10 protein-coding genes and 1 tRNA gene are annotated in these 11,220 nt (G+C 64.7%); 6 read left to right on the forward strand and 5 right to left on the reverse strand.

All coding sequences use genetic code 11. The features are described 5' to 3' along the window. Nucleotides 1-5: 5 nt before the first annotated feature. Entirely contained in the window at nucleotides 6-848 is an 843-nt protein-coding gene (locus AU187_RS20990; RefSeq protein ID WP_059100968.1) for an SDR family oxidoreductase, read from the reverse strand. 82 nt (nucleotides 849-930) lie between these two features. On the opposite strand from AU187_RS20990, the gene AU187_RS20995 reads away from it, so the two are divergent. Further along, nucleotides 931-2,016 (forward strand): NAD(P)H-dependent amine dehydrogenase family protein, encoded by a 1,086-nt coding sequence (locus AU187_RS20995; RefSeq protein ID WP_059167248.1) that lies wholly within the window; start codon nucleotides 931-933, stop codon nucleotides 2,014-2,016. On the opposite strand, the gene AU187_RS21000 is transcribed toward AU187_RS20995, so the two are convergent. Further along, nucleotides 2,009-3,064, reverse strand: coding sequence for an NAD(P)H-dependent amine dehydrogenase family protein (locus AU187_RS21000; RefSeq protein WP_059100969.1), 1,056 nt, complete (start codon nucleotides 3,062-3,064; stop codon nucleotides 2,009-2,011). The genes AU187_RS20995 and AU187_RS21000 overlap by 8 nt on opposite strands. A 12-nt stretch (nucleotides 3,065-3,076) precedes the next feature. After that, nucleotides 3,077-4,315 carry a cytochrome P450 gene (locus AU187_RS21005; RefSeq protein WP_059100970.1) on the reverse strand — a complete coding sequence of 413 codons (1,239 nt, stop codon included), beginning with the start codon at nucleotides 4,313-4,315 and terminating at the stop codon, nucleotides 3,077-3,079. Nucleotides 4,316-4,454: 139 nt separating this feature from the next. On the opposite strand from AU187_RS21005, the gene AU187_RS21010 reads away from it, so the two are divergent. Beyond that, complete coding sequence (locus AU187_RS21010; RefSeq protein ID WP_059167242.1) at nucleotides 4,455-5,519, forward strand: dihydrodipicolinate synthase; 1,065 nt, start codon at nucleotides 4,455-4,457, stop codon at nucleotides 5,517-5,519. A 127-nt stretch (nucleotides 5,520-5,646) separates the two neighbouring features. On the opposite strand, the gene AU187_RS21015 is transcribed toward AU187_RS21010, so the two are convergent. Next, nucleotides 5,647-6,795 (reverse strand): ABC transporter substrate-binding protein, encoded by a 1,149-nt coding sequence (locus AU187_RS21015; RefSeq protein WP_059100972.1) that lies wholly within the window; start codon nucleotides 6,793-6,795, stop codon nucleotides 5,647-5,649. A gap of 40 nt (nucleotides 6,796-6,835) precedes the next feature. Between AU187_RS21015 and AU187_RS21020 the strand changes: the two genes are divergently transcribed. From AU187_RS21020 to AU187_RS21035, 4 genes are all read left to right on the forward strand, one after another. Continuing rightward, nucleotides 6,836-7,468 carry a TetR/AcrR family transcriptional regulator gene (locus tag AU187_RS21020; protein WP_059101142.1) on the forward strand — a complete coding sequence of 211 codons (633 nt, stop codon included), beginning with the start codon at nucleotides 6,836-6,838 and terminating at the stop codon, nucleotides 7,466-7,468. Nucleotides 7,469-7,583: 115 nt separating this feature from the next. Continuing rightward, complete coding sequence (locus AU187_RS21025) at nucleotides 7,584-8,372, forward strand: SDR family oxidoreductase (protein WP_059100973.1); 789 nt, start codon at nucleotides 7,584-7,586, stop codon at nucleotides 8,370-8,372. Nucleotides 8,373-8,400: 28 nt separating this feature from the next. Continuing rightward, nucleotides 8,401-9,855, forward strand: coding sequence for an aldehyde dehydrogenase family protein (locus AU187_RS21030; RefSeq protein WP_059101143.1), 1,455 nt, complete (start codon nucleotides 8,401-8,403; stop codon nucleotides 9,853-9,855). Further along, a complete protein-coding gene (locus tag AU187_RS21035; RefSeq protein ID WP_059100974.1) occupies nucleotides 9,856-11,019 on the forward strand; it encodes an NDMA-dependent alcohol dehydrogenase in 1,164 nt (387 codons plus the stop codon). A 73-nt stretch (nucleotides 11,020-11,092) separates the two neighbouring features. On the opposite strand, the gene AU187_RS21040 is transcribed toward AU187_RS21035, so the two are convergent. Further along, nucleotides 11,093-11,165: transfer RNA gene (locus AU187_RS21040), tRNA-Ala, on the reverse strand. Nucleotides 11,166-11,220 lie beyond the last annotated feature (55 nt).

Genomic DNA, 11,220 nt, shown 5'->3' on the forward strand with positions numbered 1-11,220 from the left:
GGTCGTCAGCTGTTCCTCGACATCTCCTCGGCTGCGGTGTCGGCCCACTGCGCTTGGTGACGGCCCATCGTCATGGCACCGTTCCATCCGCCGTCGGTCCACAGCACCTCGCCGCCGACATAACTGAACCGCGGGCTACCGAGGCAGACCAGGGGCCAGGCCTGTTCCTCCGCAGTCGAATACCGCCCGACAGGACCGACGGCCTGATCGACGGTTTCCTTACCCATCAAGTCCTGGAACGCTGGCATCATCGCCGTCTCGGTGGGGCCCGGGTTGATGCAGTTGACCCGGATGCCACGGCGGCCGAGTTCGGGATACCACCAGCCTACCCACGCGTCGATGATGTACTTGGAGTACGCGTAGCCGCTCCACGACCACTTCTTCTCGTTGGCCGTCAGCCACTCGACGGCAGCCTCGAACCCCCTGGTCTCGAGCAGGCCGGTGATGACCTTGATGTGGTCTTGCCAGCCGATCGCGGCCGACGACGAGATGACGCTGATGGCCGACCCCTCGGGCATTTTCGGCACCAGACTCTCGGAAAGGTGACGAGCGCCGACGAAGTTCACCAGGATCGTGTCCCATTCGCTGAACGGCGGACCGGGCAGCCCCGCACAGCTGAACAACCCGTCGACCGGGCCGTCGATGGACGCCGCGACCTGGTCGATGCTGGCGCGGTCCCGCAGGTCGATCTCGAGCGCGCGGGCGACGGGAACAGTGGTCGGTTTGATATCGAGTGCGGTGACCGTCGCACCGAGGTCGACGAGGATCTGCGCGGTCGCCTGTCCCATACCCGACGCCGCCCCTGTCACGACGACCGACTTGCCCTGGTACCCCAGCACATCTTCCATGGCACACTCCCGTCGAGAATTTTGTTTGCCGGTATTTGAGAACAAACGTTATCACCGGTGATGCCATGGAATAGTGATGGTCATGACCGCCAGCACCCGCCGGTTGCGGATCATCCAGTGGGCCACCGGGGCCGTCGGCACCGAAATGGTCACCGCCATCCTCGATCACCGCCCTGACCTCGAGTTGGTCGGCGCTCGCGTGTACTCCGAGGCCAAGAACGGGGTTGACGTCGGAACGCTCGTCAACAGGGCGCCGATCGGCGTCGCCGCCACCACCGACGTCGCAGCGATCCATGCGCTCGACGCCGATCTCGTGTTGTACGCACCGTCGTTCACCGACCTCGACGATGTCTGCGCTCTCCTCGAGAGCGGCAAGAACGTGGCGACGCCGTCGTTCTTGTTCCATCCACGCCGCATTCCGGAGGCCGACCGGGAAAGGTTGACGGCGGCGTGCATGAAGGGCAACAGCACCATTCATGGCAGCGGGCTCAACCCGGGCAATCTGTCCGGCGTGCTGCCTCTCGCGCTGTCGGGGATGAGCCGCACGATCGAGCGGGTGACCCTGCAGGAGAGGGCCGACTGGACGCTGTGGGAGAGCACCGAGATCACCTTCGACGGAATGTGGTTCGGCCGGCCGGTCGATGAGGTGACGCCCACGGCCAACGCCTACCTGGCATTCCTGACGAAGCTGTTCGTCGAGCAGACCTGGTTCCTCTCCGACACCTTGAACGCGGACATCGACGACGTCTCGGTGACCCTGGAGACCGTGCCGGCGAGCAAGGACCTGCAGATCTTCGACCACGTGGTTCGGCAGGGCACGACGGCGGGACAGCGCTGGAACTTCGTCGGCCATCGCGACGGGGTGCCGCTGATCGAATTCGAGACGCTCTGGACCGTCGGTGGTGAGTATCCCGACCACTGGCCCAAGCCGTCGGACGGTTGGACGTTGACCATCGAGGGCGATCCGTCCATGCGTACACATTTCTTTCCGCTGGCCAGCTTCTCGCGCGAGGCGTCGATCGAGGAACATGTGCGCGCCGGCCTCATCACGGTGGCGATGCAGGTCGTCAACGCCATCCCGGCCGTCTGCGCCGCGCCCGCCGGCTTCGCGACCATGGCGGATCTGCCGTTGATCCGCAGCCATACCGGCTTCGGAAACGTCACGTAGCCGTGCGGTTCGTCCAGTGCGCAACAAACGGCGCAATGGCGGACAGGTCGTAGAGTCCGGGTTTGGCCGCGACGACGACAGGTATCGCATTGATCGCATGCATCGCGGTGGCCAGGCAGCCCTGCTCGGCGTGATCCTGGTCGTGAGAACCGATTTCGAGGTGGACCCGCAGGTTCGGCTCGCCTTCGAAGGTGACCTCGTACCCGATCTCGCTCGGCCAGTCCGGGGCGAGGTCGTCGGCCATGCGGGTGAGATGCTCAACCGACATCGTGGTCTCACCGCAGTCGACGACGACACCGAATCGCACGGCGCCGACCGTGCCTACCGGGATCTCGCCCGCCGCGACGGTCAAGGCGCGCGGTGTCGTCACGACCTCGCGAAACCCTTGCACCGAACGGAGCTTCAGTCCAAGCGCCTCGGCGAGCACGGTCGCGCTGCCGATCCACGCGCTCGCCGCATACTCCGTATTGCTCAGGAGCGGCGTGGTGTCGTCGGGCGCATGCCCGAAGCCCATGGCGTTGAAGATCAGATCGTGACTGGCGTACGTCGAGTAGTTGAGCACCTCGCGGACACTGATGCGGCTCGTCCGCTGCGTCAGCCGCGACAGCAGCGGCGCCAGCGTCTCCCCCACGAAACCGGGGTACAGACCCAGCCCGAGGAACGATGATTTCCCTGCCGTGCAGGCACTTTCGATGCCTTCGGCAAGCGATTCGTGCAGTGAGCGTGGATGGATGAACCTGCTGCCGGTCGCGACCACATTCTTACCCGATGCGAGCAGGTCGCAGACGTCGGCAAAGCAACCGGGTGTGTCGGTTTCCACCTTGCCCATGTAGAGCACCACGTCCGCGTCGGTGTTGATGATCTCGTCGCGATCAGCTGTGGCGCGCAGCCCGGTCTCGCCCAGCCCACACAGGGTGCCCGCGTCCACGCCGGCCTTCGCGTCGTCGTAGACGCGCACGCCCACCAGTTCGAGATCGCGGCGCCCGATGACGTGGCGCAGCGACATCATGCCGGTGACGCCGGTCGCCCACTGAATCACCCGTGTCATGTCAACGCGTCCTCAGTCCCACACCACGTCGAGGCGTGGCGGCGACCGGAACATGGAGCCGGTGATGTACGGCCGCGGCGCATCGGGGTCGAGACGCAGACCGGGCAACTCGTCGAACAGGGCGTTGAAAATCTTGGTGGTTTCGAGGCGAGCCAGATGCATGCCCAGGCAGACGTGGGCGCCATGGGCGAATCCGATGTGCGGCTTGCGTTCCCGGAAGATGTCGAACTTCTCCGGTTCAGTCCACCGCGTTTCGTCGTGGTTGGCGCTGCCGAGACTGAGCATCATCGTCGCGCCCTCGGGGACCTGGACGCCGCCGATCTCGGTGTCACGGGTGACCTCCCGCATGAAGTTGAGCAGCGGGGTTTCCCACCGGATGCCCTCCTCGATGGCCTGCGGCAGCAGGCTACGGTCGTTGCGCACGACATCGAGCTGATCGGGGTGGGTGAGCAGCGCATACGCCAGACTGGCGGTCGAGCGTGACGTGGTTTCTGCACCAGCGGGCAGCAGATTTCGCATGAAGCCGTAGATCTGCTCGTCGGACATCTTCACGCCGTTGATCTCCGCACCCGCGAGGATGGACACCATGTCGTCCTTTGGCGTTTGGCGCTTCTCGGCGAGAATCCCGACGAAGTACTCCTTCATCGTCGCCGACGCCCGCATCGCGCAATCCATGTCGCCGCGGAAGCCCAGCAGGTCGATCGCGAGCCGATGGAAGTGCAGCACATCGGAATCGGGCAGGCCGAGCAGAGCGGCGATCACCCGCACCGGAATCGGCATGAACACCGCATCGACGAGATCCGCCCGCTTGGCGTCCTTGATTTTCGCGATGGTCCGATCCACCAGCGGGCCAACCAATTCGGTATCCCACCGCTTCATCGACGAGCGCGCGAACGCGAACTCGTGCAGCTTGCGGTAGACCGCGTGTTCGGGGTCCTGCATCTCGAGGATCGTCGGGCCCTGCAGTGGCCGGACGACGTCTTCGTAGCAGCGCGTGCTGAAGGTGATGTTGTCGGTGAAAATCGCCTTGACGGTGTCGAACGTGTACGCCGTGAAGGTCGGTGGCCCGTCGCCGGAATTGCCGACCATGCCCGCCTCCGGCCATCCCGCATGCACCGGCGCCTGCGCGCGCAGTTCCTTGAGCAACGGATACGGCGAGGCATCACCGTCGGCGCCCATGCCTTCGTTGAACTTGTCCTGCGCGTCGCGAATGCTCTGCTCGAGTTCCTCGACGCTCGCCGGCTCGAACATGTGACGACTCCTCACCGCTGGTCGGCCGGTATCAACATACACCCTGGTGGTTGCCACCTCCATACTGTAGGTTGGGCCGAAATCGGGCAATGCCCATCGCGAAAATTCAACCGGGAGCGTTCGATTGGCAACTCGAGTCGTGCAATGGGCAACCGGAGCGGTCGGTCGCGCCGCGCTGGCCGAACTCATCGAAAATCCGGATTTCCAGCTGGTCGGCGTCCTGGTGTACGACCCGGCAAAGGCGGACCAGGACGCCGGAGCGCTGTGCGGTCTGCCGCCGACGACCGGGGTGCTCGCCACCGCGGACAAGGAGAAGATCTTCGCGTTGGGCGCCGACGTCGTCGTCCATGCCGCCAGCAAGGCCCATGCCGTCGACACCAACGCCGAGGACATCTGCCGACTCCTCGCGTCGGGCACCAACGTCATCACCACGACGTCCTACAACCACCTGCCCACCTACGGCGCCGAGACCGAAGCGGCATTCGTGGCGGCCTGCCGCGACGGGCAGTCGCGCTTCCACGCGGCCGGCGAGAATCCGGGATTCATGTTTGAACGCTTGGTGGCGACGGTGACGGGGCTGAGCAAGACGATCGACCGGATCGACCTCTACGAGGCCACCGATGTGTCGGCCGTCGACAGCCTTCCAATGCTCGTCGATCTCATGGGCATGGGCCGACCGCCCGAAGACGTCGGCATCGACTCACCCATCATCAAGAAGCTCGACATGGCATACCGCCAGGCACTCAACGCGACTGCCGATGTTCTCGGTATCACGCTGTCGCATGTCAAGGTGTCGGTCGACGCCACCACGCTGCCGCACGATATCGAGGTGCTCGCCGGAACGATTCACGCGGGAACGGTGGTGGGACAGCGGTTCTCGTGGGTCGGTCACTGGTCGGATCGGCCGCTGCTCGCGATTCACGAGGAATGGGTGCTCACCCGCGACCTGCCGCAGTGGGGACTCAAGCCGCTGGCTCCCGGAGAGAAGTCGCCGTTGATCCGCGCCGTCATCAAAGGCGTGCCCAGCTTCGAGCTTGCACTCGATGTCGGATGGGACGGACAGGCACCCACCGGGCAGCATGCACAGCCGGGACACCTGATGATCGCGATGGGCGCCGTCCGGGCGATCCCCTACGTGTTGGCCCAGCCGCCGGGAATCGTCACCGCGCCCGTGTTCGGGGCGATCCAGTTGGCGTTATCGTAAACCCGCCCGTCACTTTCACTCCCCTGGTCACAGCGATCGACGCTTTGTCGGCAGTCTCTCGAACTTCGTCTACGAAAGGTTGATCGGTGTGACTCTGCGGGCGGCCGAGATTCAGCGCGCCGCCGAGTCAGCGCGCGGCAACGGCGCCAACCGCGCGTGCGATGTTGTCGCTCGGCGCCGCATGGAAGACGTGTCCGCTGCCGTCCGGTAGCACCCGACGCGCGATCAGGTAATCCGATCCGAGCCAGCCCTGCCTGATGTAGCGGCCGAACCGCAGGAACGTGCCTGGCGCGCCGCTCGCCGCCGGGACGAGCTTCACCTGCTCTATACCGTCCTTGACACCCGCGCCGGTCAACGGCCGCGCCGCCCCCAGACCCCGTGCGATCACGGTCGCCACGTCGTGGCAGAGCCCGGGCATCGAGTTCGTCGGTCGACGACCGAAGCGTGTCTCGAACCGGTCCAGGAAGGCCTGGCCGACGAGGTTGCGCTCGTCGTAGCTGTCCAACCCGATCCAACCGCGCAGTTGCCGCATCCATTCGGCGTTGATGTGCGCCATCTCGAAGGCGGTGGTGGTGTAGCGCGGCGTGTCCCAGCCGGCGGCCAGCAGTGCGTCCGAGAAACCCCACAATCCGTGACCGAAACCGACGTGCACGACTGCGTCGGGTTCGGCCGCGCGCAGTTCGGCAACCACCCCAGCCTTGTCGGCTTCGACCTGTGGAATGGCCACAACGGTCACGACCTTCAAACCCGCAGCAGAGTAGACCTTTTCGGCGAAGGCGAGATACTCCTTGCCGATCAGCGATTCTTCATAGGCGATGGCGAGCCGCGACCTTCCGTCACCGAGCAACACCGCGGCCAGCATCACCGGCTCCTCGGGCATCGACCCGTTGTTGAGGGCGAACGTCCACTCGCCCAAGGCACCCTCCGACCCCGACAGGATGATGTTGGGAACCTTGGCCACCCGGTTGGCATGCGCGGTCAGCGGCACGGCATTGTCAGAGATGTACGGACCGAAGATCGCCAGGCAGCCTTCGGCGACCAACTCGTCGTATCCGCGTTCGACGGCGTGGTACGTGCCGTTGGGCAGGCCGACGACGTGGCGCTGCACCACCTCGATCGGCCGGTCGACAACGCCGGCCGCGACCGCTTCGTCGAAAACCAGCCGCAGTGTGTCCAGCGTGTCGTCATCGGTTCCGGTTCTGGTCGGATAGTCGTTGAGCAAGCCGACTTTCAGCGGAGCCACCGAACCAAACGCGCGGGCACGTTCGTCTGCCATACCTGCAACATACAAGATGAATGTTGCTAGCATGCACAACATGGCCAGACGTGGCGGGACGGACTCCGAGCGGCGGGCACGCGGCGACCAGACCCGACGCGAACTCATCGACGCCGGCCGCGCCTTATTCGTGGAGCAGGGGTACTTCAACACCAGCATCGGCGACCTGGTCACCACCTCGGGCGTCGGCACCCGCGGCGCCTTCTATCACCACTTCAAAGACAAGGCCGAGCTTTTCCGAGCGGTGTTCGTGGAGGTGGAGCGCGATCTCACATTGCGATCGTTGGCCTCCCCGCCATCCGGTACCGACTCGTGGGAGCGGCTCTGCGCGGGACTGCACGGCTTCCTCGAGTCGGCACTCGAGCCCGAGGTACAACGCATCATGCTGCTCGACGGCCCCGTCGTGCTCGGCTGGCAGGCCTTGCGCGCGATACAGGAGGGCAACAGCATCGCGCTGATCAACGAGATGGTCCGCAATGCCATCGCAGAAGGCGTCATCGACGATCTGCCAGTGACCGAGTTGACACACATGCTGGTCGCAGCACTCGAGGAGGGCGCGATCCTGGTGGCGCATGCCAGAAGTCCGGCCAGGGCGCGTGCGAGAGCGGCGAAGATCCTCGACCGGCTCCTGCTCAGCTTCGCCACCGAGCCACGAAAAGTACTGAAGCGATAGCGCTTTGACTAGCCTAGGTTGGCCACGCCATGCGGAAACGTAGATTTTCATTATCCGACTATCGTTCTTCTCTCAACCTGATAATGTGTCTTCGCCCTCATCTCAAGGAGATCTGATGCCAGCCGCCCCGCCACAGCGAGTAGCCGTTGTCGGAGCGTCCGCGGGCCTGGGTCGCTGCATCGGAATGGGGCTGGCAAAAAGAGGAGCGCGCGTTGCCTTCCTGGCAAGACGCCATGATCGCCTGGTCAACGCGGCGAAGGAAGCGGGCAACGGCGCGGCAGCCGTCGCATGCGACGTCACCGACAGAGACGCCTGCCAGCGGGCCATGGCAGAGGTCGTGGAGAACTTCGGCGGCCTGGATGCACTCGTCTACACCACCGGTGTCGGCGTCCTCGCGCCACTCACCGAGGTGACCGCCGAACAGTGGGCAAACCTGTTCGCCACCAACGTCACCGGCGCCTCACTCATCACCGCGGCGGCGGCACCCCATCTCGCCGCAGCCGCCGGTTCGGCGGTCTACCTTTCGTCGTTGAGCGCGTCGTACTCTGCGCCGTGGCCGTTGCTCGGTGCCTACGCGGTGTCCAAGGCGGCACTGGACAAGCTCGTCGAGGCCTGGCGCATCGAGCATCCCAACATCGGCTTCACCAGGCTGGCGGTCGGTGACTGCTTCGGCGGTGAAGGTGACTCCCAGACAGAGTTCAACAAGACCTGGGATCCCCAGGCGATGGAAAACGCCATCCGGTACTGGATGGAGCATGGCTACATGCAGGGCGGCCTCGTCGAAGCCGAGCATCTCGTCGAGACGGTGCACTCCGTACTCGCGTGCGGGAACAGCAGTTTCATTCCCCATCTGACATTGGCTCCTCGACCGTCGGGCGCGGTGGCCGAACTTCGACAGTGGTGAGGGAATCTCGGTGACACACGAATCGCGCATGCTCATCGACGGCAAGCTCGTCGAATCCGAAACGGGCCGCCAGTTCGACAACATCAATCCGGCCACCGAGGAAGTGCTCGGCCGCACCGTCGACGGCACCCGCGCCGACATGGAGCGTGCCGTGGCAGCGGCGCGTCGGGCGTTCGACGAGACCGATTGGTCACGCAACGGCGAGGCCAGGGCTGCGGGGCTCCGTCAACTGCAAGCGGCATTGGAGGCCGAGCGCGAGGAGATCCGCAGCGAGCTCATCGCGGAGGCCGGCTGCCCGCTGCTGAGCACTTTCGGGCCCCAACTCGACGTGCCGCTCAAGGAGGCGCTGACGTGGCCGACGGACATGATCAGCCAATTCGCCTGGAAGAGACCGCTTCCAGACAAGGATGCGTTCGGCATGGGGGCCCTCGCCACCCGCGAAGTGTGGAAGGAACCCGTCGGTGTCGTAGGCGTCGTCACGCCGTGGAACTTCCCGTTCGAGATCATCCTCAACAAGATCGGCCCGATTCTCGCCATGGGCAACACGATGGTGCTCAAGCCCGCACCCGACACCCCGTGGAACGCCACCCGCATCGGCCGGATCATCGCCGAACAGACCGACATTCCGCCAGGGGTGATCAACATCGTCACCTCCTCGGACCATCTGGTCGGCGAGGTCCTGTCGACCTCTCCCCTGGTGGACATGGTCGCGTTCACCGGGTCGACCGCGACCGGGCGGCGGATCATGAAGGCCGCCGCCGAAACTGTGAAGCCGACGTTCCTGGAACTCGGTGGTAAGTCGGTATACCTGGTGCTCGACGACGACGGTGATATCAGCGCCTCGATCGGCGGCAGCGCGTTCATCTCGATGCACGCCGGGCAGGGCTGTGCCATGCCGACCCGCCTGCTGGTGCCGAACTCCCGCTACGCCGAGGCGGTCGAGATCGTCAAGGTCGCGATGGAGAAGAACAAGTACGGCGATCCCACCGATCCATCCGTGCTGCAAGGTCCGCAGGTGTCGAAACGCCAGCAGGACCGGGTGATGGGTTACATCGAGAAGGGCAAACAGGAAGGTGCCCGGCTGGTCACCGGCGGCAATGTTCCCAAGCACCTTCCCAAGGGCTTCTTCGTCGAGCCAACGGTTTTCGCCGATGTCGACAACCGGATGGCGATCGCCCAGGAGGAGATCTTCGGCCCGGTGTTGTCCGTCATCGGGTTCGACGACGACGACGATGCGGTGCGCATCGCCAACGACTCCGTCTACGGCTTGTCGGGCGTGGTGTTCGCCAACGACCTCGACCGGGCCAAGTCCGTCGCAAGTCGGATCCGCACCGGGACCCTGGGGATCAACGGTGGTCTCTGGTACGGCGCCGACGCCCCGTTCGGCGGCTACAAGCAGTCAGGCATCGGAAGGCAGTGCGGCATCGAAGGCCTGGAGATCTTCACTGAAACCAAGTCCGTTGCCTGGCCGAGGGAGTCGTAGATGAAATCAAGAGCCGCGGTGTTGCGCGGAGTGGGCATCGATTGGGAAGTCACCGACGTCGAACTGGATCCGCCGCGCGCGGGCGAGGTGCTGGTCAAGATGGCTTACGCCGGCATCTGCCACTCCGACGAACACTTCTACACCGGGGACAGCGTGCCGAGTCCCGAGATGGAGGAGCTGATGCGGGCCTCCGGCGTGCCGGTGCCCGAATGGTTTCCGATGCTCGGCGGGCACGAGGGATCGGGCGTCGTCGAGGATGTCGGACCGGAGGTGAAGACACTCAAACCCGGTGACCATGTGGCGATCTCGTTCCTGCCGGCGTGCGGAAACTGCCGCTGGTGCGCCAGCGGATACACCTACCTGTGCGATGTCGGCGCCAACCTCTACAGCAAGGCCATGACCACCGACGGCACCTGTAGGCGCCATCTGGGCGACGAGGACCTGATGGCCATGATGCAGGTCGGCACCTTCTCCGAGTACGTGGTCGCGTCCGAGCGGTCCCTGGTCAAGATCCACGACTGGATCCCGCTGGAGGCCGCTTCACTCGTGTCCTGCGGAGTGACAACAGGTTTCGGCTCCGGATCCGTGGCCGCGGGCACCGCACCCGGTGACACCGTCGTCGTCATTGGCGTAGGCGGAATCGGCATGAACGCCGTACAGGGCGCGAAGGTGGCCGGCGCGAAGCACATCGTGGCCGTCGACCCCAACGAGTTCAAACGCGAGATCGCACCCACCTTCGGCGCCACGCACACCGCCGTCGACGCGGGCGCCGCGCTGGATCTCGTCAAAGAGATCACGTGGGGCGTCATGGCCGACCGTGTCGTGCTGACACCCGGTGTGGTGCCACCCGACCTGGTGATGATGGCAATGATGCTGCTTCGCAAGGGCGGCACGTGCGTACTCACTGGCATGGCGAAGATCAGCGACATGATGGTCCCGCTGATCCTGCCCGACATGGTCAGTTCCTGTAAGACCCTGAAAGGCGTGCTCTACGGCGAGATGAACCCCCGCGACGCCATGCCGAAACTGTTGTCGATGTACGAAGCGGGCACCATCAAGCTCGACGAACTGGTCACCCAGATGTACAAGCTCGACGACATCAACGATGCGATGAGAGACCTTCGGGCCGGCAAGAATGTCCGTGGCGTAATCGCCTTCGAGTGAGTGCGCCTCGGTGTCCGCGGCAGGTCCACATGGGCAGGCCCCGATATATGCTTTCTGACCTGCAATTTCTGAGTGGAGCTAAGGGGACTCGAACCCCTGACCCCCACACTGCCAGTGTGGTGCGCTACCAGCTGCGCCATAGCCCCTGAAGTCGTGCCCATCGAAGTTACACCACCTGCGGGAAGCGCTCAAAATCGCTGG

Source organism: Mycobacterium sp. IS-1556, from assembly GCF_001499985.1.
In the GTDB taxonomy this organism is placed as follows: Bacteria; Actinomycetota; Actinomycetes; order Mycobacteriales; family Mycobacteriaceae; genus Mycobacterium.

Coding starts and splice junctions, on each gene's coding strand:
- AU187_RS21025 (WP_059100973.1), top strand. CDS start 7,584: ATGCCAGCCGCCCCGCCACAGCGAGTAGCCGTTGTCGGAGCGTCCGCG.
- AU187_RS21000 (WP_059100969.1), bottom strand. CDS start 3,064: ATGACACGGGTGATTCAGTGGGCGACCGGCGTCACCGGCATGATGTCG.
- AU187_RS21005 (WP_059100970.1), bottom strand. CDS start 4,315: ATGTTCGAGCCGGCGAGCGTCGAGGAACTCGAGCAGAGCATTCGCGAC.
- AU187_RS21030 (WP_059101143.1), top strand. CDS start 8,401: ATGCTCATCGACGGCAAGCTCGTCGAATCCGAAACGGGCCGCCAGTTC.
- AU187_RS21035 (WP_059100974.1), top strand. CDS start 9,856: ATGAAATCAAGAGCCGCGGTGTTGCGCGGAGTGGGCATCGATTGGGAA.
- AU187_RS21015 (WP_059100972.1), bottom strand. CDS start 6,795: ATGGCAGACGAACGTGCCCGCGCGTTTGGTTCGGTGGCTCCGCTGAAA.
- AU187_RS20990 (WP_059100968.1), bottom strand. CDS start 848: ATGGAAGATGTGCTGGGGTACCAGGGCAAGTCGGTCGTCGTGACAGGG.
- AU187_RS20995 (WP_059167248.1), top strand. CDS start 931: ATGACCGCCAGCACCCGCCGGTTGCGGATCATCCAGTGGGCCACCGGG.
- AU187_RS21020 (WP_059101142.1), top strand. CDS start 6,836: ATGGCCAGACGTGGCGGGACGGACTCCGAGCGGCGGGCACGCGGCGAC.